Here is a 21304-nt window from a genome sequence, read left to right on the forward strand (position 1 = left end):
GCGCAGACGGCTGGCCGCCGCGAAGAACCCGTACCGAATCATGGAGGTCATCGCCGAAGTCGTCGCGGAAAACGGGGTACTGAAGGGCAAGCGCCGGAGGGGGTGGACTCCACGGTCCTGGACGACGCGTTCGCCAGGCAAGATACCATCACACAGCTGATCGCCACGGTCCGCCGCTTCGGCTGGGACATCCCCGGCGGCCAGGACCTGGTGGTCAGCCACGCGAATGGGTATGACTACACCCGCACCGGCATGCCGGACATCGCCTGGGATGACCAGGACGCCCAATACGGACTGATCTCCGCGTTTGTCACCGACGCGCTGGCTCTGCTCGCCGTGGAGGATCCAAAGACGCTCGACGGTAAGGCGGCCGATGCGTACGCGTTGCTGGCCGTGGTCGCCGTAGTAGACGGAGCCCTCGAGCAGTTCCGAAAGCCTGCCGGCGGCGCGGCGGGGTTCCGGCACCCCGGCTTTCAGCGTGGCTTCGCTGGCTGCCTCCACCGGGCTGGTGAGTGAAATGAACTCCTCGCCAAGCTTGGCATGCCCGTTGGTTAACTAGGCGGCTCGGCTCCCTCACGCGGCACATCCGCAGCACCGGCAATTGGGACGCCTCCCTCAACATCAAACCGCTGAACATCACCGACGGAACCGGCTCACCCGCGAACGCTTTCGCGCTGACGTGACCCGGTTCTAGTAAGCCGGTCATCGGCGGCTTGAACCCCTCGGCCTATGCTGGATGGCCCTCCGGGTAGGGGCCCTGAAAGGGACTCCCTCTTGCCCGGGGGTTGGCCTAGCGTGGAAGGCATGGACAATCGAGCGGAAGTACGTGACTTCCTCATCTCGCGGCGCGCCCAGGTTTCGCCGGAGCAGGTCGGTTTGCCTGCCGGGGCCAACCGGCGCGTAAAGGGTTTACGCCGAAGCGAAGTAGCCGCCCTGGCCGGTTTGAGCGTGGAGTATTACACCCGACTGGAGCGCGGCGCGATCAGCGGCGCCTCCCCACAGGTGCTCGAGAGCATCGTCAGGGCCTTGTGCCTGGACGACGCCGAGCGGGCGCACCTGTTCAACCTCGCCAACGCCGCCAGCCCGGCTGCCCGGCGGCCGCGGCGCCGAACGTCCAAGTCCTATGTGCCGCACCAGAGCCTGCAATGGGCGCTTGATGCGATCACTGCCGGTCCCGCGTTCGTCCGCAATGGCAGGATGGATCTGCTGGCGGTCAATCCCTTGGCGCGGGCGTTCTACAAGGATTGCTATGACATGCCAGGCCAGCCCCCTAACATCGCCCGTTTCACTTTCCTGGACGAACGTGCCCACGAGTTCTACCCGGACTGGGATGCCTTCGCGGAGGTGACCGTTTCCATCCTGCGCACCGAAGCCGGCCGGGACCCGCACAACAAGGAACTCCACGACCTCATCGGTGAGCTGGGAATCCGCAGCGAGGAGTTCCGCACCCGCTGGGGCGCGCACAACGTCCGCCATCACGGCGCTGGCTTCAAGACCTTCAACCACCCCATCGTGGGCGAAATGAGCCTCGCGTTCGAAGGTCTGGAGATGGCCGCCGAGCCAGGACTGACGCTCACGATTTACACCGCGGAGCCCGGGTCGCCGTCCGCTGAACGGATGCAGCTGCTCGCCTCGTGGGCGGCGAGCGAATACGGAAAGGCCATCCAGGCTGCGCCCGAGAGGACGCGGACGGACGGCTAATGAACAGCCGATGTACCTCCACGAAAGAGAGAACACTGTGAATACTACGATCGCGATCATCGGTGCAGGACGCGGCCTGGGTCTTGCCTCTGCCCGCCGCTTTGGAGACGAAGGCTTCAACATTGCCCTGCTCTCCCGTACCCAGGAACATGTCGATGCTCTGGCTGCGGAACTGGCCGACGCCGGTATCACCGCCCGCGGTTACGCCGCAGACGTCCGTGACCAGGAAGGGCTCAACACCGCCCTTGCACAGGCATCCGATGACCTGGGGCCTGTTGAAATTCTCCAGTACAGCCCGGTGCCGTCCAAGGAATATCTCCGGCCCGTTCTTGACACGACAGCCGAAGAACTGCGCTCGGCGCTTGAGTTCTCAGCTTTGGGAGCCGCGGCCGCCATCAATGCGGTGCTTCCCGGCATGCGCGCCCTTGGGCGCGGAACCGCGCTGTTCGTCAACGGCTCCAGCGCCGTCCGTCCCAACCACAACTACGCCGGCACCTCCGCCGCGTTCGCCGCCGAATCCGCGTACGCCCAGATGCTCCATGACGCCCTGGCACCGGAAGGAATCCACGTAGCGCAGCTCATCATTCCCCTGGGCATCGGCGGAGGCGACCCTACGCACGAACCGACAGCCCTGTCCGAAACTCTTTGGAGCATCTACGCGGATGGGAAAGACTTCCGCACCTTCGTGACACCTCTGGATTAAGGACGGGACTGTTTTCCCTGCGCGCCGCCCATGGCCGCTGCGATGCCACGGGAGACCGGGCGGGGCTGGGTCCTCTAGGAGTCCCTCCCAGTACCCCTAACAACAGGGGCTCCTACCCTTCTTCGCCAACTGCTTTGCTGGAATGGACAACTTTTCTCACTGAAAGGGGAACCATCTCCCATGCGCCTGAAAATGCGGGCCCTGGTTGCGATCATCGCCCTCGCCGTGCCCCTGGCCGGGTGCAACACTACGTCGAACGGTCCGGCTTCCACCCCTGAGCCGCCGTCCTCCCCAACGGAAACATCCACGGCGGCCGAGGGGTCGTCGTCGCAGCCTTCACCTGTCCCGTCCTCACCGGCAGACAGCACCCCGATCACCATCGAGATCGATGGCGGGACCGTGACAGGTACCCTTTCCGGCAATGCAACTGCGCGCTCCCTCATCGGGCAGCTTCCCTTGACGCTCTCCTTCAGGGACTACGGCGGCCAGGAAAAGATCGCAGAGCTGCCGGAGGCGCTTTCGCTCGACGGCGTGCCCGCCGGCGCCAGCGCAGAACCACTGACCATCGGCTACTACGCGCCCGACCAAGCCCTCGTCCTCTATTACGAGCGCGTCGCGTACTCGCGCGGAATTGTGCGGATCGGATCGTTCCACGACCTCGCGGCGATCCAGGACCAAACAAGCGGCTTTAACGCCAGGCTGGCTCCCGCTAACTGAGCTGAATGACACGGCTACTCCGAACATTCTCCACACAAGAACGGAACCGTTTTGACTCGAGCAACCCTTGACGATGGCGCGCGCCAAGCGCCCGTCAAAGCCCTGCCCCACGAAAACAACAACATCATTGAAGAAACAAAAGATTCGGCCACGGCAAGCGATCCTTCCGTCCCGGCCGGGCGCTTTCCCTGGGCGGCCCTGCTGGTCATGGCCCTGATGGGATTCCTGCTGATTGCCACCGAGACCATGCCCGCCGGTCTGTTGCCGCAGATCGCTTCGGGACTGGACGTCACCGAGGGGACCGCGGGACAGTTTGTCAGTGCCTACGCCCTGGGAACAGTCATTGCGGCAATGCCCGCAATCGCGTTGACACGCGGGCTGCGCCGGAAGCCCGTTTTCCTTTTCGGGATCCTCGGCTTCCTGGCCGCGAACCTCATTACGGCATTCTCCACCGACATCGTCCTCTCCCTCGGAGCACGGCTCCTGGCCGGTGCATTCTCCGGCCTGCTGTGGGGAATGACTGCCGGCTACGCCCGGCGTATCACGGCTCCGCACCATGCCGGCCGCGCCTTGTCCGTCGCCTCAGTAGGAACGCCCGTCGGCCTGGCAGTGGGGACGCCCTTCGGCTCCTGGCTGGGCACGGCATTCGACTGGCGCTGGTCCTTCGGTGTACTCGCGATCCTCACGGTGGTCACCGTGCTGCTGGCGGTCTTCCTGGTCCCGGACGCGCCCGGCCAACGAGCCGGCACACGGGTACCCCTCGCACGGGTCTTCGCCATCCCGGGCGTCGCTGTTGTCCTCGGCGTCATCGTCAGCTGGATGCTTGGGCACAACATCATGTACACCTACATCGGCTCCTACCTCCGCGGGGCAAACCTTAATCTCTCCGTGGACGTCGCGCTCGTAACCTTCGGCGCGGCCGCCATCGCGGGGATCGCCATCACCGGCGCCGTGATCGACAAGGGCCTTCGACGCCTGGTCCTGCTCAGCCTCGGGAGCTTCCTTGCGGCCGGCGTCATCTTCATCGTTGGGCAGGCGTCACTGCTGGCAGTCCTCGCCGCGATCGTGCTGTGGGGCATCGCCTTCGGCGGCGCGGCAGCACAACTCCAAACCGCCATCAGCGCCGCAAGCGGAGAAAACGCAGACGTCGCCAACTCAATGCTTGGCGTCGCGTTCAACCTCGCGATCTTCGCCGCGGGCGTGGCCGGGGCGGTCGTGATCAGCACCTTCGACGGGATAGTCCTGCCAGCCGCCCTGGCCGGACTTGCCGCCGTCGCCCTCGCCATCACTGTTGCCGGACGCCGCACAGCATTCCCCACCTAGCCAGCCAATCGGCGCATGCAACAGCAGCACTGCAACAAACATCCTCACACGCATCAGGAGAAGCCTTGAAAGCCACCCGCACGCCAGCCCTGTTGGCAGTCACTATCGGAGCGGGCCTGATGATGGCCTCCTGCGCTGCCACATCACCGGCATCCACACCACAACTCGAGTCCGCTGTTCCGTCCCCCGCCCCCTCCTCAGCCGAGGCATCGACGACGGCGGGAAATGCCACTCCCACGGGCGCACCCCAGGTCGTGGCCACCGGGCTGGAGGCTCCATGGTCCGTGGTTTTCCGCAACGGCACCCCGCTGATCAGCGAGCGGGACAGCGGGCGGATCCTCGAACTCGGCCCCGACGGCACCACCCGCAGCCTTGGAGAAATTCCCGGCGTGGCCGGCGTCGGGGAAGGCGGGCTGCTGGGCCTGGCTGTAGACAGCCAAGGCCGCCTGTACGCGTACTCCACCGGGACGGACGGAAACAGGCTCCAACGCTTCGACGTCACCGGAGCACCGGGGTCCTTGGCACTGGGGCAGCCCGAAACGCTCCTCGACGGCATCGCGTCCGCGAGCTATCACAACGGCGGCCGGATCGCCTTCGGGCCGGACGGTATGGTCTACGTGACAATCGGAGATGCCGGCAGGCGCGACAGCGCGCAAGACCTGGATTCACTGAACGGGAAGATCCTGAGGATGACCCCCGACGGCGACGTCCCTGACGACAACCCCTTCCCGGACTCGCTCGTCTACAGTTACGGACACCGCAATCCCCAGGGCCTGGCCTGGGCGGAGGATGGCACCATGTTCGCCACCGAGTTCGGGCAGAACACCTGGGACGAGCTGAACATCATCACGGCGGGAGCAAACTACGGCTGGCCGACCGTTGAAGGAATAGCCACCACAGGAGACTTCACCGACCCGCTGCAGCAGTGGGAGCCCTCCGAGGCCAGCCCCAGCGGCATGACACACACTGACGGGACCCTGTTCATCGCCAACCTGCGCGGACAGGTCCTCCGGGCCGTGCCCGTTGCCGACCCGACCACCTCGACCACCTACCACAGCCGCGAATTCGGACGCATCCGCGATGTCACGGAGGCTCCTGACGGGAAGCTCTGGTTCGTCACCAACAACACCGACGGCCGGGGGACCCCCGGTCCCGACGACGACCGCATCCTCAGCGTGGAGCCGGCCCGGCAGTGACCAGACGCTACGAAATCATCGTGCGGCAATCACCTCTGCACTCGTGTTGACCAACGACCACACGCACAGAGTCCGGCGCCGCCCGCTCCGAACGCTGCTGGTACTTCTCCTGCTCGGGTTGCTCGCGTCATTAACGGTGCTATTCGTGCCCAATTTGCTCGCTGGTTCGCGCACAGAGGACGGCTCGCTGCTGCTGCGCCCGGAGTGCACTGTCCAAACCTCCGAGGGAGAGGTCGGGCTCGACCGTGATGAGGCGCAGCTGGCCACGACGGCGGTCGCGCTCCTGGCCCGTGGAATGGAGCCCCCGGACACCTCAGGCATCGATGACGCCGTGATGCAGCGGCTGGCCGACGGGCCAGCTGAAGACGCGGGTCCTAGCCTGACCTGCAGGGGTTCGGCCGCCACTGACCTGCAGGAACAGCAGCTCAGTGCCACCGGCCTGACACCGCGCGCCGAGCAGTTGCGCGAGGCCATGACCGAGGTGTTCGGTGACCAGAGCCTGGGAGGGTTCGCCCCGGGTGGCGTCGGTCAGGGACACGGAACGGATTCGACGCACTACGACGGCCGGGCCATCGACATCTTCTTCCGCCCGGTGACGGAGGAGAACCGACGTCAAGGGTGGATACTGGCCCACTGGCTCGTCGCTCATGCCGACGACCTGAACATCCAGTACGTCATCTTCGACGACCGGTTCTGGAGTGTCCATAGCTCGCGAGGGCTATGGCACTACTACGACGCACCCGAGCCTGGCAACGAGATCCTGCGTCACGTCGACCACGTGCACGTCGACGTGCTGGGCGGAGGTTTTGCCTGAGGAACACTTGCACGTAGGATGATCCGGCTGGATGCGGCTGCCAGGCCCTGACCCAGGAATGAATGTCCCCAGTGGTGACAAACCAGGTGCCTCAGGAACATCACCAGGGAAAGCCGCAGCCCGATCCCGACAAGCAGCAAGCCCGACCTCACGTCTGAATGCGTTGGCGGTAATGCCGCGGGGTTTCTCCTGCATCATTGAGGAAATGCCGGTTGAAATTGGAGAGGTTGGTAAAGCCAACTTCATAGCAGATGTCGGAGATGGGCTTGTCGGTGCGTTCCAGCAGGCGCCGGGCGTGGGCCAGGCGCAGCTTGCGGACCAGATCGCTGAAGTTTTGGCCGGTGGCGCGTTTGAAGTATTTCGAGAAGGAAGCTTCCTGCATTCCTACCATCGATGCTGCCTCAGACATCTTGACGCTGCCGGCATGGTTGCTAAAAACGTACTCCAGGACGATGTCCACCACTGCGGCAGCCCGCCCATCCAGCTGCGGCCTGAACCATTCCTCGGCCAGGTAGCGGCGGTTTTCCTCGGGGGCGCTGGTCAGGACCCGGAACAGTGCGAACAGGTGCTGAAGACGCTCCAACCCGGTAGAGGCGCCCATGGCCTCGATAGCTGTGGCCGCATCCCTGGCCGAAGTTCCAAGGAATTCGATGCCTCGTGCCGACTGTTCCAGCAGCGGCTTGACCTCGGCCAGCTCGGGAACCAAGGAGGCGGCGTTCTCAACCCAGGTTCCCTCGAATTGAATAACTGCGTCCCGGTTGTCGAGCACTTCGCCGGGCTCCAGGTCGCTGACCCAGTCGTGCGGAAGTCCTGGCCCCACCAGGGATACATGGCCTGCCTCGAAGGTGCCGATGTGGTCGCCGACGATGAACTTTCCGGTGCCCTTCCGGATGAGATGAATCTCGTACTCGGGATGGTAATTCCATCGTGCCACAGGGCTTGGGTAACTGTGCTGATGCCACCGGACGGAGTGGTTGGGATCAGGCGGGATAACCTCCCGGTTGGCCCGCATCCCCAATAGTCTTTCGGCGAGCCTCGCCGTTGCTCCGTCGGCGGCAGTCATCGTGCTCCTCAATCAGGTTCCAAGGCAGGGCTACACACCCTACAGGTTCCCTCAGATTAGCTCTCCATTAGTAGTTGAAGTGGCAAATTTGTATCAGAAAGTGGCAACCAGGGCGCTAGTTGTGACCTGCACCTCGCGCCTAATCTTGAGGTACATCAGCGAGATGTCTCGGAACTTCCGGTCATAGCCCTCGCCCTGGTCACGTATCCCGACATGGCAGTCGGGGTGTGGTGACTGTGCATCCCTGAAGAACAAAGGAGTCCTTAATGCGCCCGAAAATGCGTGCTGTGACCCTGGCCGCCGGCGCTTTGTGCGTTGCGCTGAGTGCCTCGGCCTGTGCAGGTGCCGGCGGCGGCAATTCCGCCGGTGACCCGAACAGCATCAGTGTCCTGATGGTGAACAACCCCCAGATGGAGGACCTGCAGCGGCTTACCGCAGAGAACTTCACCAAGGAAACCGGGATCAGGGTCAATTACACGATCCTGCCGGAAAACGACGTGCGGGCCAAGATCAGCCAGGAGTTCTCCAGCCAGGCCGGCCAGTACGATGTCGCTTCACTGTCCAACTATGAGATCCCGTTCTATTCCGCCAACGGCTGGCTCGCCCCGCTGGACGACGTTGCCAAGGATCCTGAGTTTGACCAGGACGACATCCTGCCGGCCTACACCGCATCCCTGACCGGTGAGGACGGCAAACTTTACGGCGAACCGTTCTATGGCGAGTCTTCGTTCCTGATGTACCGCAAGGACATCCTGGAGGCCAAGGGCCTGGCCATGCCGGCGAAGCCCACCTGGGATGAGGTCGCGGACATCGCGGCGAAGGTCGACGGCGCGGAACCGGGCATGAAGGGCATTTGCCTGCGTGGCCAGCCGGGCTGGGGCCAGGTTTTCGCACCGCTGACCACCGTGGTGAACACCTTTGGAGGGACCTGGTTCGACAAGGACTGGAACGCCCAGGTCAACTCCCCGGAGTTCACGGAGGCTGTGGAGTTTTACACCAAGCTGGTCCGCGAGCACGGTGAAGCAGGAGCCGCGCAGGCCGGGTTCACCGAGTGCCTGAACAACATGAGCCAGGGCAACGTGGCCATGTGGTACGACGCTACCTCGGCCGCCGGTGCACTGGAAGCCGAAGACTCCCCGGTCAAGGGCAAGATCGGCTACGCCCAGGCACCGGTGAAGGAAACAGCCTCTTCCGGCTGGTTGTGGACCTGGTCCTGGGCCATGCAGGCCGCCTCCAAGAAGCAGGACGCAGCCGAGAAATTCATCGCCTGGGCCAGCTCCAAGGACTACGAGGAACTCGTCGCCTCCGAGCTCGGCTGGGCCAAGGTCCCGTCCGGGAAACGGATCTCCACCTACGAAAACGCCGAGTTCCAGAAGGCCGCCCCGTTCTTCGAGGCTGAACGCTTCGCCATCGAGAACGCCGACCCGAAGAACCCCGGCGCCCAGGAACGCCCCGCCGTCGGCATCCAGTTCGTGGGCATCCCCGAATTTGCCGCCCTCGGCACCAACGTCTCCCAAGGCGTCAGCTCCGCCATCGCCGGCCAGGGCAGCGTGGCCGACGCGCTGGCCAAAGGCCAGGAAGCCGCCCAAAAGGTCGGCAACAAGTACAAGCAGCCCTAACCGAACCGCAGGAGAACATCATGACTACCGCAACGGCGCGCATCTCCCGCCCGGGACATAATGCAGCCAAACCTTCACGAGACGCCAAATCGCGCGAACGCGCCCTGGCCTGGGCACGGCGCGCACCACTGCTCCCGGCCCTGGTCTTCCTCATCCTGGTCACCCAGCTCCCGTTCGTGGTGACGCTGATCATCTCGTTCATGAACTGGAACAGCCTCAGCCCGGACAAGACAGCCTTCGCCGGCCTGGAAAACTACGCCACCGTCCTCACCGACCCTGACCTGCGCCAGGCGATCTTCACCACCATCCTCCTCACCGTCTCCGTGGTTCTGATCAGCCTGCTCATCGGCCTGGGACTGGCACTGCTGCTGGACAAGAAGTTCATCGGCCGAGGCCTGGCCCGGACCCTGCTGATCGCCCCGTTCCTGGTGGTGCCCGTGGCAGCGGCCCTGATCTGGAAGCACGCCCTGCTCAACCCCACCTACGGGCTGATCAACGGTGTCCTCACCTGGGTGTGGTCGCTGTTCGGCAGCGCCGCGGCACCGCAGCTGGACCTGCTCTCACAGGCACCCATGATGGCTGTGATCCTCTCCCTGGTATGGCAATGGACGCCGTTCATGATGCTCATCCTGCTGGCCGGCCTGCAGTCCCGCCCCATGGACACCGTGGAAGCCGCCCAGATGGACGGCGCCACCCCCTGGGGGATCTTCCGCCACCTAACGCTGCCGCACCTGCGCCAGTACCTGGAGCTCGGAGGACTGCTCGGCGCGATTTACATCGTGCAGAACTTCGACGCCGTCTTCACCCTCACCGCAGGCGGACTGGGCACAGCCAACCTGCCCTACGCGATCTACCAGACGTTCTACTTCGCCAACGAATACGGACTGGCATCCGCTGCCGGCGTCGTGGTGGTCATCGGCACCATCATCGTGGCGACCTTCGCCCTCCGCACCGTCTTTTCACTCTTCAAGAAGGAGGCAGCACGATGAGCACCCTCACCCCCGCTGCACCGCAAAGCACACCTCCTGGCCCGACTGCGCTGAACACCGGCCGCTCTCCACGTCGTCGCGGCAAGGCACGCATGGACCCCACCCGCAACAACACTGCCGCCGGCATCGCGGCCTGGCTGCTGGCCCTGCTCTTCGCAGTCCCGGTCCTGTGGATGGTCCTCACCTCGTTCCACTCCGAGACCGACGCGGCAACGAACCCGCCGTCCCTGGCCGCGAACCTCACCCTGGACGCGTACCGGGAGTTCTTCGGCGAAACCTCCGGCGTCAGCCCGTGGCCGTCGCTGATCAACTCGGCCACCGCCTCGATCCTGTCCACGGTCCTGGTGCTGCTCCTGGCCTTCCCGGCCGCGTACGCCCTGTCCATCCGGCCGGTGAAGAAGTGGACCGACGTGATGTTCTTCTTCCTCTCCACCAAAATGATGCCCGTCGTCGCGGCGATCCTGCCGCTCTACCTCTTCGCCCGAACCGTCGGGGCCCTGGACAACATTTGGTTCCTGATCCTGATGTATACCTCCATGAACCTGCCCATCGCGGTCTGGATGATGCGCTCCTTCCTCGCCGAAGTACCTGAGGAAATGCTGGAAGCAGCCCAGATCGACGGCGCCAACCTGCTGCTCATCCTCCGCAAAATCATCGCCCCCGTGGCCATGCCCGGCATCGCCGCCACCGCCCTGATCTGCTTCATCTTCAGCTGGAACGAACTGCTCCTCGCCCGCGTCCTCACCGGCGTGGTCGCCGGCACCGCCCCGGTGTTCCTCACCGGGTTCGTCTCCGGCCAGGGACTGTTCCTCGCCCAAGTCTGCGCCGCCGCCGTCGTGATCTCCCTCCCGGTGCTCTTCGCAGGCTTCGCCGCCCAGGACAAACTCGTCCAAGGCCTCTCCCTCGGCGCCGTCAAATAGCCAGTCGGCTCCCTTCCAAACACTCTTTTCAAGGATTACTTCGATGACAACGACAACCACGCAGTCAGCCGCTACCGGCTCCGGGCTGCCTGCCACCATGCGCGCCAATATCCTCAAAAGCCAGGGCGACATGGCCATGGAAACCCTGCCCCTCCCGCAACTCGACGCCGACCAGGTCCTGGTCCAGGTCGCCGCCGTCGGCGTCTGCGGCAGCGACGTCCACTACTACGAGCACGGCCGGATCGGCCCCTACGTGGTGGACCACCCGCTGATCCTCGGCCACGAACTCTCCGGCCGGATCGCCGCCGTCGGCAGCGCCGTCGACCCCGGCCGGGTCGGCCAGCGCGTCGCCGTCGAACCCCAGCGCCCCTGCCGTAAATGCAAGCAGTGCAAAGCCGGCCGCTACAACCTCTGCCCGGAAATCGAGTTCTACGCCACCCCGCCCATCGACGGCGCCTTCGCCGAATACGTCACCATCCAGTCCGACTTCGCCTACGACATCCCGGACAGCGTCAGCGACGAAGCCGCCGCCCTGATCGAACCGCTCTCCGTCGGACTCTGGGCCTGCGAACGCGCCGAGATCAAGCCGGGCAGCCGGGTCCTGATCGCAGGTGCAGGGCCCATCGGCATCATCGCCGCCCAGGCCGCCCGCGCCTTCGGCGCCACCGAAATCTACATCTCCGACATCGCCGAAGACCGCCTCGCCTTCGCCCTCGAACACGGCGCCACCCACGCACTCAACGCCAGGACCGACACGGTGGAAGGGCTCGACGTCGATGCGTTCATCGACGCCTCCGGCGCACCACAGGCCGTCCGCTCAGGCATCAAGGCCGTGGCCCCGGCCGGCCGGGTCATCCTCGTGGGGTTGGGGGCCGACGACGTCGAACTCCCCGTCTCGTTCCTCCAGAACCGGGAAATCTGGCTCTCCGGGGTGTTCCGCTACACCAACACCTGGCCGCTGGCCATCCAGCTCATAGCGGACGGGAAAGTGGACCTGGACATTCTGGTCACCGGCAAATTCAGCCTGTCCGAGTCCGAGGAGGCACTGAAGGCCGGCAAGCAGCCAGGCCAGCTCAAAGCCGTCGTTTACCCGGGCCGCTGAACCTCACGGCCCAGAAGCAGTACCCCGCCACATCAAGCACCGACCTGCGAGGAAGCAGCCATGTCATTACAAGGGACCGGCACGGAAACGAATCTCTCCGACAGCAAAGCCCTGGTCACTGTCATCGGGGAAGCACTCGTCGACATCATCGAAGACCCCAACCAAGGGAGCACAACACCGGAGAGGCACCCGGGCGGCAGCCCCCTGAATGTGGCCGTCGGCTGCGCCCGGCTGGGCCTTCACACCAAACTCGTCACCCACTTCGCCGAGGATCCGTACGGCCAGTTGATCGCCAGGCACCTCGAGAACAACGGTGTCGAGACCATCGTCGGGGGATCCCAACCCACCTCAACAGCTGTGGCGACTTTAGATGACACTGGAGCCGCCCAGTACACCTTCGCCATCAGCTGGGACATCAACGGGGCCTCCATTACGGCCCTGGCAGCGGCGGAAAGCTCCCTGCACGTCCACACCGGATCCATCGCCACGGGTCTGCCTCCAGGCAGCAAATCGGTGATGGGCCTGCTCGACGCTGCCCGCCATCACGCCACCATCAGCTTCGACCCCAACTGCAGGCCGGCAATCAGCCCGGACAAAGCAGCCGCCAGGAAACAGGCAGAGGACTTTGTTGCCGCCAGCGACATCGTCAAGGCCAGCGACGAGGACCTGCTCTGGCTTTACCCCGACAGGACCCTGGAGGAATCAATGAACGCATGGATGGCTCTGGGGCCGGCCCTGGTGGCATTGACCCGCGGCGCCAACGGACCCGTCCTCCTCAGCCGGTCCGGAAGGGTGGACATCCCCGGCGAAACGGTCACGGTAGCAGACACTGTCGGAGCAGGAGACTCCTTCATGGCCGCACTGATTTCCGGGCTGGCGCAGCTGGACGCACTCGGCGCAGCAGGCCGGGAGCGACTCCAGCGGATTAGCCAGGACGAACTCCATGCCCTGGCCCGCTACGCGAACAAAGCCGCCGGCATCACCTGCTCCCGGGCGGGCGCCAACCCACCGGGACCGGCAGAACTGGGGCTGCTGGCAACCCCATCGTCGTTCCTCGACGCGTAGGCGCACCCATGCAACCCCTGAAAAACTACACCCTGCCCGACGTTCCCGGCCCGGTCAGCCGACCAGCATACAACAGGTCACAACTGACAGAGGGCATCGTCCACTTCGGAGTCGGCGGTTTCCACCGCGCGCATCAGGCCATGTACCTGGACAAGCTCATGAATGCCGGAAAAGCTCTTGACTGGGCCATCTGTGGAGTAGGGGTCCTGCCCGGTGATGTTCACATGAAGAAGGTCATGGACGGCCAGGACTGCCTATACACCCTCACCGTGAAGCACCCCGACGGCATCAGACATGGCAGGATTATTGGCTCCATCATCAACTACCTCTTCGCCCCGGACGACCCGGAAGCAGTCATTGAGAAGATGGCCTCGCCCGCCATCCGCATCGTTTCGCTGACCGTGACTGAAGGTGGCTACAACTTCCACCACGTAACCGGAAAATTCGACGCGGACAACCCCGACGTGGTCCATGACCTTCAACCCGGAGCCGTGCCCCGGACGACCTTCGGTCTCATCACAGCAGCCCTCGCCCGCCGAAGGCAGCGGGGACTTGCCCCCTTCACCGTGATGTCCTGCGACAACATTCAAGGCAACGGCAACGTTGCCCGCGAGATGTTTACCGCCTTTGCTGCCCTCAAAGACCCGGAACTTGGCGCGTGGGTACGGCAAAACGTCCCTTTCCCCAACAGCATGGTCGACCGCATCACCCCCGCCACCACCGACGGGGACCGGCAGGCCGCATCACGCGAATATGGTGTCGAGGACGCCTGGCCGGTCGTCTGCGAACCGTTTGAACAATGGGTCCTCGAAGACCATTTCAGTCTCGGCCGGCCCCCGTTGGAGGATGCCGGCGTCCAACTGGTGGCCGACGTAGAACCCTACGAACTCATGAAACTCCGCCTGCTCAACGCCAGCCACCAAGGCATGTGCTACTTCGGCCACCTCGCCGGCTACACCTACGCCCACGAAGCCGCCCAAGACCCGTTGTTTGCCCGCTTCCTGCTGGACTACATGGACAAGGAAGCAACCCCGACCCTGGAGCCCGTGCCGGGAATAGACCTTGGCAGCTACAAGCAAACCCTTATTGACCGTTTCTCCAATGAGCACATTCGGGACACCCTCGCCCGTCTGTGCGCCGAAAGTTCCGACCGCATCCCCAAATGGCTGCTGCCTGTGATCAACACCAACCTGGAACGGGGCGGGGACATACACCGCTCGGCCGCGATAGTGGCGAGCTGGGCTCGCTACGCCGAAGGGATTGACGAGCAGGGAAACATCATCGAAGTCGTCGACCGGCTCAAAGCACCGTTGATGGCAGCGGCTGCCCGCCAGCGCAAGGAGCCCTTGGCGTTCATCTCCAACCGCCAAATCTTTGGAGATCTGATCGACAACGAGCTGTTCGTCCAGGCCTACACCGAAGCGCTGAACAAACTCCACAAGGGCGGGGCACGGGCCACGCTTGAATCTCTTACCTCTCAGCCCTAACCGGAAGACACCAAGCGTTCCTGCCGGTCGACGAGGAAGTGGGCAACAATGAGCCACACGAGAAGCAGTCAGTCCCATCTTGAGACGCAGTATTCGAGCCAAAATTGGTCGGAACTTTGCGTTGGCGAAGACGTGGAGGTCCAGTATCCGGACGGGCACGTCGAAACAGCAAAAATTGACGCTAAGTCGCCCGACTCAAGAATTGTTTGGTTACTCTCATATTCCGGGCAGGGCCGCAGAATGTACGGCGACTGGGAAGGCGTTTGCCTTAGTTCGGCGCCGCGAGAGCATGGTGACGAGTGACAACCGGTATGTGGCTGGAGGGCCGACGGCGGTTGGTGCCAGCTCTCGTCTTCCTCAACGTCTTCCTGATTCCCCTGTGGCTGGCGTGGCAGGCAGATGCGCGGCCCGGAACTGCGTACTGGGATCTGCTCCGGGGGAACCTGCCAGTCTTCTGCGGATTGTTCCTTTTCGTCCTGGTTCCCTCACCGATTTTGAAGCCTGGATCTACCCTGCCGAATAACCAATTGCGTTGCTTCCGATATGCCGTCGGGACCGGGATTCTTCCCCTCGCCAGTCTGTTCAGGGACTGGACAACGGAACTGGTCGAGCGGCGGCGCGGCCTGGAAAGAGCACTGCGCGCGCTTCCAGTCGCCATCCTGATTTCCGGTGGAAGCACTGTTTACGCCGCTGCGGTGCTGCCCGGGAGCTATGGATACTTCCTGACGAGCGCTGCTGTGTCCGTTTTCCTATGCCCCGTCCTCATGGAACAGACCCGAGCCCACCTCAGAAATATCTGTTCATTGGAGGAACAGCTCCAACTCCAGAACCTTTACCTGAGGACCTCCATCACCAAGCTTTAGCCCGCGCCGATAATGGATATTCCGTCAAGTAAACGGCCGGTGTCAGCTGCGGTGTATTTTCGGTCGGGCTACAGATGCTTCGCCGGTCGGGATGGTCTTCAGTTGCGCCCGTTATAGCGGAGTTCTCGCTTCAGGATGGGCGGGCGCAGCATTGATCCTTTTCTTCTTCAGGCGTCGCCGCCGTCGGCGGCTGGAAGCTTTGCCAGAGCTAGTTCGATGTCATTCAGGATTACCAAGGGGGCTTTGTTCAGGGGGTCCCGCAGTTCACGCCCTGGGGTCCAGCGTGTGAATCGTCGGAAGTCGCGGGATCGTTTTTCGTCGTGGGCGGAGATCGTCGTGTGCACTGCCTCGTATGCTTCGGGGTCATCAATGATTTCYGCCAAGCCGCTGGACAGGCTGAGTTTGGCCCTTTCGGGTCTCTGAACCAGGARTGTCTCGGACCAGGTGTGGGATCCACTGCCTACCTCGTRCGYCGCCCCGGAGGGCAGGACCACTGTGGCCGTGGTGTTGGGAGGCAGCGTGATCTTGACAGTCAGTTGCCCTCCTTCGAGGCGCCACCCTGATTCTGCACGTCCGTAGGGTGTTTCGTGCCAGCTGCTTGCGTGGCCGAGGCCGGGCAGCACGGTGGGTTTGATGATGAGCTTCCGGTAGCCGGGTGTTGCGGGGGCGAGRCCKGCGACGGAGTGGTGGAGCCACTCGGCSACSGCACCCAGGGCGTAGTGGTTGAAGCTTGTCATTTGGCCGGGATTGATGCTGCCGTCCTCGAGCATCGAGTCCCAGCGTTCCCAAACGGTGGTGGCGCCCATGGTGACCGGGTAAAGCCAGGAAGGGCATTCGGTTTGGGTGAGGAGCCTGGATGCGGCTTCCACGTGTCCCGTTTCTGTTAGAGCCTGGCATACGAGGGGTGTCCCGACGAATCCTGTGCTGATGCGGTATCCGGCGGCACGGACGAGGAACGCGAGCCGGTCGCCCATGGCCTGCCTTTGGTTTTCGTCCCGGGCAAGGCCGAAGCAGATTCCCAGTGCGTAGGCCGTTTGGGCGTCGGACATCATGCGCCCGGCGGGGGTGACGTATGCTGCGCGGAAGGCTTCCTTGATGTTCTTGGCCAGGGCTGAGTACTGCTTGTGACCGTCTTCGTCGCCGAGTTGCGCGGCTGTGTGTGCGGTCAGCTCTGCGGAGCGGTAGAAGTAGGCAGTCGCGACGATGTCGGCGTCGACCTTGGCATCGCCGGGCCGGTCGGGGTGGGCGTCCGGGTCCAGCCAGTCTCCGAATTGAAGGCCGTCTTGCCAGAGGAGGTCTTTGCCTGCGCGTTGGCACAGCACGTCCACCCAGGCGCGCATGCTGTCGTATTGCTGGTGGAGGATGCCCTGGTCGCCGAAGTGTTGGTGCAGCACGGTGGGCACGACTGTGGCCGCGTCGCCCCATGCGGCGACCGGATCTGTGAGTCCGGGAACCTGGGGGATGACGGCCGGCACTACCATGGGGACGATGCCGTTGTTGGCGCTTTGTTCCAGGGCCAGGTCCTGCAGCCATGAGCCGAGGAAGGCGTTGCAGTCGTAGAGGAAGGCTGCTGTTGGGGCGAACACCTGGATGTCCCCGGTCCAGCCCAGCCGTTCGTCACGCTGCGGACAATCGGTCGGAACGGACAGGAAATTCCCCCGCATCCCCCACACCACATTTTCGTGCAGTTTGTTCAACAGCTCGTGGGAGCTTTCAAAGCCCCCCGTGCGGGGCATGTCAGTGTGGACGACGACGGCTGTGACGTCCGCCGGGTCAAGGTCCCCTGGCCAGCCGTCAATCTGTGCATACCGGAAGCCGTGGAAAGTGAAGCGCGGTTCCCAGATCTCGGTGTCTTGCCCTTTCAGGACGTACTGGTCGGTGGCGGCGGCGTTGCGCAGTGGCCGCACGCCCAGTTCGCCGTGTTCGAGTACCTCGGCGTGGCGCAGCGTAACAGCCCTGCCTTCCTCGCCGCGGACCCGGATGCGCAACCAGCCCACAAGGTTTTGGCCGAAGTCCAGGACGGTCGCGCCACTGGGAGTTGTCAGGACTTCCTGAACGGGAAGTTCCTCGATCCGGCGCACCGGCGGGGATGTGCGGGGTGTCGGCGTTACGTTCACGTCCGTCCGGACGTGAACGGGCTGCCAGTTACTGTCGTCGAATTCCGGGGTGGACCAGCCCGGAACTTCCAGCCTGGCGTCGTACGTCTCACCCTGATACAGGCTGCTGGCGGTGATGGGGGCGGGCGCCCACCGGGAGCTTGCGTCAGTGAGGACGGTTTGGGTTCGCCCGTCGGAGTATTCGATGACGAGCTGCCCGGCCGCCGCCGGGGATCCTTCATAGAACCGCTTGGCTGCGTCGCGGAACCCGAAGCGTTCGGTGTACCAGCCTCCCGCCAGCAGGATGCCGAGGGTGTTCCGGCCCGGGCGGATGTGGCGGGTTACGTCAGTTGCCTCCAGCGGTACCCGCCACTGGTAGCTTGTCCACCCGGGCTTSAGCACGTGGTCATCCACGTCCGCACCGTTCAGTTCGGCGTCGTAGGCGCCAAGGGCGGATGCGAAAAGAGTGGCCCGGGCGACGTGCCCATCCACATCGAAGCTGGTACGGATCATCGCTGGTGCTTCTGCACCTGACCCGACAAACTGGGCCCGCCACTCGCCGTCCGCCAGGAACCCTGCCGTGACGGTTGCTGCCGGGCTCCACCCGGATTCGCTGCCGTCAGCACCGTGCACGCGAACCCGTACCGAGACGGTTTCACGGGGTGACAAGGGAGCGAACGGCCAGTCGACAAGTACGGATGCCCGTCCGTCGAGGACGCTCGTCCGGGTTCCGGTGGCTCGGGTGACCTCGATTTCCGCTCTTTGCTGGATCCAACCCGGTAGCTCGGTCTGGGTCTTCCAACTGAGACGCGGCCGGTCCACTGCAACGAAGGGGTCGTCTGTGAGGTTCTCGAAGCGGGGGCGGGTTACCTGTACCTGGCGCAGCATGTGGTTCTTATCCTTGTCAGCCGTGGTGGATGTCTCGGTTGCTTTTCAGGGTTTTGGCTATTTCACGAGTGCGGGAGCCGGTTCCTGAAAGGTGGCGCCCTGCGCCCGGCGCGCACGGCGAAGGATTATGGCTCCGATGCCTCCGGAAGTCAGGGCGAAGGCTGTGAGCAGCCAGTACAGACCCGACGGGCTCCAGGCGATCAGTGCCGGGGTGATCAGGGCGAATCCGGATGCGATGAAGCGGGCTGCAGCGATCGTGGTTCCCTGGACGGTGGCCCGGGCATTGACCGGGAAGGACTCCTGGGTCCAGATCTTGTAGAGGGCTTCACCGACAAAGGGGAAGGCGATGTTGTAGAGAACGAGTGCCGTGAACATGATCGGCAGGACGGTTCCGCCGGTGATGGCGATGAGTACCTGGCAGGAGGTGAAGACGGCGACGCCTGCGAAGAAGAACCGGCTTCGCCACTTCGTGTCTGCGATGCGGGTGAAGATGATGGTTCCGACCAGGCCGATGAGGGTGGTGACGAAGGAGATTCCGGTTGCGGTGCCCTGGTCCGTGCCGCCAACGACAACCAGGAAGTAGGTCTTGAAGGAACCAAAGGTGTTGGCAACCAGGCTGAAGAACACGTAGAAGAGCGCCGTGAGGACAATGGTCACGACGAACGTCCGGTTGGTGAAGAGGGCTTTCAGGGGAATGGCGACCAAGGCGTTGACGCCGTTTTCTTCGTGGCGGCGCTCGGATTCTGCTTCGAGTTCACGGAAGGCCGGGTAGAAGGCCCGGAAAGCAAAGGTGGCSACCGCCAGGACCGTGAGCAGCAGGAAGATAATGCTGATTCCCAACGTTCCCAAGCCTGCAACAACAAACCCGAGGGCCGTAGCGACAACGACGCCAACCGTCCACATCACGTGGGTGAACGCCACCAGCCGGCCCTGTGCGCCGACAGGGGCCCGCTCAGACAAAACGGCGATGGAAGTGGGCAGGTCCGCCCCTGCGGCGAGCCCGACAACSACGACGCCGGCCACAAGAACYGCYGCGTTCGGTGCCAAAGCAATCGCCGCCGTACCTACCGCATAAATAAGGATCGTGATGGAAAAGACCTTGGTGCGGCCGAACAGGTCCGCCACCCGGCCGCCGAACAGGGCCCCGATGGCAATGAAGAGMGTCAGTGCGGAGCTCAGCACGCCGACCATCCACACGTCGAGGTTGTAGTGGGTYTTCCAAAGAGCGAGGCCCAGGCCAACAGAAATGATGGCAGCCGAGTCMAGGAATGATGCCATTCCTGCAGCCACGCCCAGTTTCCAGTGCCGGGAGTCGATAGCTGTGGGGGTTCCAGTGTTAGTCACGGAAATCTCCTCATTGAGTCATGAAAGTGATTGTGAAGCCGAGGTTCGGGCAGATGCCCAGTTAATGCAGTCTGCGGGCTGTGCCCGGCGCCACTTCTGTGCCGCCCTTTTCTGATTGCTCCGTTGGCTCAGTGTGGCGGCCCCCACAACCATAAAACAAAATTGGAACGATTTACAAGAGCAGATTTACTAGGAATAGAAGAAGACTGTTGTCACGGTAAACCGATACAATGAGGACGTCCCCGTGGGAACGGATGTGTTGAATCAGGGAAGATAGGCCAGTGAACAAAGTGACAGTGAACGACGTCGCCCTGATGGCGGGCGTCTCAAAGTCGAGCGTTTCAAACTTTTTCAACAGCCCTAGCCGGCTCTCCGAGCCGACACGTGACCGGATCCGTGAAACCGTCGAGAGACTGCAGTTCGTTCCAAATGACGCCGCCCGGCAACTGAGGTCTGGTACGAATCCTGTCATCGGTTACATCGCCTTCGAGCTCACGAGTGCCTTCACCCCCGAAATCGCAAGGTCCATCGAGCAAAAGGTCAGCGCACGTGGAATGCACGTCCTGATGGCCAACGACGACGGCTCCTCTGAACGGGAGCGCAGCTACATCGAGCTCTTTGAAATGCAGCGCGTCAGCGGCCTCATCGTCGCACCAATAGGGGACATCGAAGAACAACTCCTGCGACTGAAACGGCGAGGCACCCCAAGCGTACTCAGTGCCAGGAAGGCCAAAAGCCCCCACCTTGCATGGGCAGCGGCGGACGGTGTCGCCGGAGGATACATCGCGGCTAAGCACCTCCTGAGCCTTGGCCGGCGTCGGCTCGGTTTCGTTACCTCTTCACTGGAGCTCCAACAACTCACAGACCGGATGCAGGGAGCGCTGAAAGCCATCCAAGAGGTTCCGGGAGCCCTGTTTGAGGTCATTAACGTTAGCGAACGCAGCGTTGCCGCCGGTGCATACGCCGCCGGAACCATCGCTGCCCGCCCTCAAGAAACACGTCCGGACGCACTATTCTGCGCCAACGATCTCCTCGCGATCGGTGTCGTTCAACACCTGACAAGCACCGCCAACGTCAGCGTGCCCGAAGATATAGCCGTGATGGGATATGACGACATCGAGTTCGCCCAATCGATGGCAGTCCCACTTTCGACCATCCGCGTGTCCGGCGAAGCCCTAGGAGCAGCCGCGGTCGAGCTACTGTTCGAAGAAATGGACCTCATCGCAAAGACCAAGCGTGGGGAACTGCCCCAAGTCGCCAGCCGCCACGTTCTCTTCCAGCCGGAACTCATCATCAGGCAGTCCACAACCAACAGATAACAGGGCACCGGGGACTGCTCTCCCGGCCGTTTCGATCCATCCCACCCGACACTGGCAACAGCGCTTCCGGTAATGGCCTTCTCGTGTCAGGTTGA

General features: G+C 63.4%; 16 protein-coding genes and 1 pseudogene. 13 read left to right on the forward strand and 4 right to left on the reverse strand.

Annotated features, from left to right (window positions below; all coding sequences use genetic code 11):
* Nucleotides 1-405 precede the first annotated feature (405 nt).
* A pseudogene (locus G6R19_RS20500) lies at nt 406-525 on the reverse strand (IclR family transcriptional regulator); the annotation flags it as partial.
* A 279-nt stretch (nt 526-804) separates the two neighbouring features.
* Here G6R19_RS20500 and G6R19_RS18585 point away from each other — a divergent pair.
* The 6 genes from G6R19_RS18585 to G6R19_RS18610 all read left to right on the forward strand — a co-directional run bounded on the left by G6R19_RS18585 (nt 805) and on the right by G6R19_RS18610 (nt 6454).
* Nucleotides 805-1701, forward strand: coding sequence for a helix-turn-helix transcriptional regulator (locus G6R19_RS18585; RefSeq protein ID WP_163167731.1), 897 nt, complete (start codon nt 805-807; stop codon nt 1699-1701).
* Nucleotides 1702-1738: 37 nt separating this feature from the next.
* Entirely contained in the window at nt 1739-2404 is a 666-nt protein-coding gene (locus tag G6R19_RS18590; RefSeq protein WP_240341963.1) for an SDR family NAD(P)-dependent oxidoreductase, read from the forward strand.
* Between the two features lie 180 nt (nt 2405-2584).
* Nucleotides 2585-3121, forward strand: a complete 537-nt coding sequence (locus G6R19_RS18595; RefSeq protein ID WP_163167735.1) for a cyclophilin-like fold protein — start codon at nt 2585-2587, stop codon at nt 3119-3121.
* 51 nt (nt 3122-3172) lie between these two features.
* Nucleotides 3173-4444, forward strand: coding sequence for an MFS transporter (locus G6R19_RS18600; RefSeq protein ID WP_240341964.1), 1272 nt, complete (start codon nt 3173-3175; stop codon nt 4442-4444).
* A 65-nt stretch (nt 4445-4509) separates the two neighbouring features.
* On the forward strand, nt 4510-5640 hold the full coding sequence (locus G6R19_RS18605) for a PQQ-dependent sugar dehydrogenase (protein WP_240341965.1): 1131 nt from the start codon (nt 4510-4512) through the stop codon (nt 5638-5640).
* Nucleotides 5641-5785: 145 nt separating this feature from the next.
* Nucleotides 5786-6454: a hypothetical protein gene (locus G6R19_RS18610; protein WP_240341966.1), complete on the forward strand. Its 669-nt coding sequence runs from the start codon at nt 5786-5788 to the stop codon at nt 6452-6454.
* A 148-nt stretch (nt 6455-6602) separates the two neighbouring features.
* Here the strand turns inward: G6R19_RS18610 and G6R19_RS18615 are convergent, their stop codons facing one another.
* Nucleotides 6603-7517, reverse strand: a complete 915-nt coding sequence (locus tag G6R19_RS18615) for an AraC family transcriptional regulator (RefSeq protein ID WP_163167737.1) — start codon at nt 7515-7517, stop codon at nt 6603-6605.
* Nucleotides 7518-7783: 266 nt separating this feature from the next.
* On the opposite strand from G6R19_RS18615, the gene G6R19_RS18620 reads away from it, so the two are divergent.
* From G6R19_RS18620 to G6R19_RS18645, 6 genes are read left to right on the forward strand one after another with little or no spacing between them, the layout of a single operon-like run.
* Nucleotides 7784-9136: a sugar ABC transporter substrate-binding protein gene (locus tag G6R19_RS18620; RefSeq protein ID WP_163167739.1), complete on the forward strand. Its 1353-nt coding sequence runs from the start codon at nt 7784-7786 to the stop codon at nt 9134-9136.
* 20 nt (nt 9137-9156) lie between these two features.
* The gene (locus G6R19_RS18625) at nt 9157-10125 is read left to right on the forward strand and encodes a sugar ABC transporter permease (protein ID WP_163167741.1); all 969 of its coding nucleotides are present in this window, start codon (nt 9157-9159) and stop codon (nt 10123-10125) included.
* A complete protein-coding gene (locus G6R19_RS18630) occupies nt 10122-11045 on the forward strand; it encodes a carbohydrate ABC transporter permease (RefSeq protein WP_163167743.1) in 924 nt (307 codons plus the stop codon). The genes G6R19_RS18625 and G6R19_RS18630 overlap by 4 nt, the downstream gene beginning before the upstream one ends.
* Nucleotides 11046-11088: 43 nt before the next feature.
* Nucleotides 11089-12147, forward strand: a complete 1059-nt coding sequence (locus G6R19_RS18635; protein ID WP_163167745.1) for an NAD(P)-dependent alcohol dehydrogenase — start codon at nt 11089-11091, stop codon at nt 12145-12147.
* Between the two features lie 60 nt (nt 12148-12207).
* Nucleotides 12208-13212, forward strand: a complete 1005-nt coding sequence (locus G6R19_RS18640) for a carbohydrate kinase (protein WP_163167747.1) — start codon at nt 12208-12210, stop codon at nt 13210-13212.
* Nucleotides 13213-13220: 8 nt separating this feature from the next.
* Complete coding sequence (locus tag G6R19_RS18645) at nt 13221-14699, forward strand: mannitol dehydrogenase family protein (RefSeq protein WP_163167749.1); 1479 nt, start codon at nt 13221-13223, stop codon at nt 14697-14699.
* A gap of 1030 nt (nt 14700-15729) precedes the next feature.
* On the opposite strand, the gene G6R19_RS18650 is transcribed toward G6R19_RS18645, so the two are convergent.
* Both G6R19_RS18650 and G6R19_RS18655 read right to left on the reverse strand, forming a co-directional pair.
* On the reverse strand, nt 15730-18546 hold the full coding sequence (locus G6R19_RS18650; protein ID WP_163167751.1) for an alpha-L-rhamnosidase: 2817 nt from the start codon (nt 18544-18546) through the stop codon (nt 15730-15732).
* Nucleotides 18547-18603: 57 nt separating this feature from the next.
* On the reverse strand, nt 18604-19890 hold the full coding sequence (locus tag G6R19_RS18655; protein WP_205484617.1) for an MFS transporter: 1287 nt from the start codon (nt 19888-19890) through the stop codon (nt 18604-18606).
* A 296-nt stretch (nt 19891-20186) separates the two neighbouring features.
* On the opposite strand from G6R19_RS18655, the gene G6R19_RS18660 reads away from it, so the two are divergent.
* A complete protein-coding gene (locus tag G6R19_RS18660; protein WP_205484619.1) occupies nt 20187-21209 on the forward strand; it encodes a LacI family DNA-binding transcriptional regulator in 1023 nt (340 codons plus the stop codon).
* The last annotated feature ends 95 nt before the right edge of the window (nt 21210-21304 follow it).

It is taken from the genome of Arthrobacter sp. Alg241-R88, assembly GCF_900537115.1.
GTDB lineage: Bacteria > Actinomycetota > Actinomycetes > Actinomycetales > Micrococcaceae > Arthrobacter.

Coding starts and splice junctions, on each gene's coding strand:
- G6R19_RS18635 (WP_163167745.1), top strand. CDS start 11,089: ATGACAACGACAACCACGCAGTCAGCCGCTACCGGCTCCGGGCTGCCT.
- G6R19_RS18615 (WP_163167737.1), bottom strand. CDS start 7,517: ATGACTGCCGCCGACGGAGCAACGGCGAGGCTCGCCGAAAGACTATTG.
- G6R19_RS18620 (WP_163167739.1), top strand. CDS start 7,784: ATGCGCCCGAAAATGCGTGCTGTGACCCTGGCCGCCGGCGCTTTGTGC.
- G6R19_RS18595 (WP_163167735.1), top strand. CDS start 2,585: ATGCGCCTGAAAATGCGGGCCCTGGTTGCGATCATCGCCCTCGCCGTG.
- G6R19_RS18640 (WP_163167747.1), top strand. CDS start 12,208: ATGTCATTACAAGGGACCGGCACGGAAACGAATCTCTCCGACAGCAAA.
- G6R19_RS18645 (WP_163167749.1), top strand. CDS start 13,221: ATGCAACCCCTGAAAAACTACACCCTGCCCGACGTTCCCGGCCCGGTC.
- G6R19_RS18625 (WP_163167741.1), top strand. CDS start 9,157: ATGACTACCGCAACGGCGCGCATCTCCCGCCCGGGACATAATGCAGCC.
- G6R19_RS18585 (WP_163167731.1), top strand. CDS start 805: ATGGACAATCGAGCGGAAGTACGTGACTTCCTCATCTCGCGGCGCGCC.
- G6R19_RS18630 (WP_163167743.1), top strand. CDS start 10,122: ATGAGCACCCTCACCCCCGCTGCACCGCAAAGCACACCTCCTGGCCCG.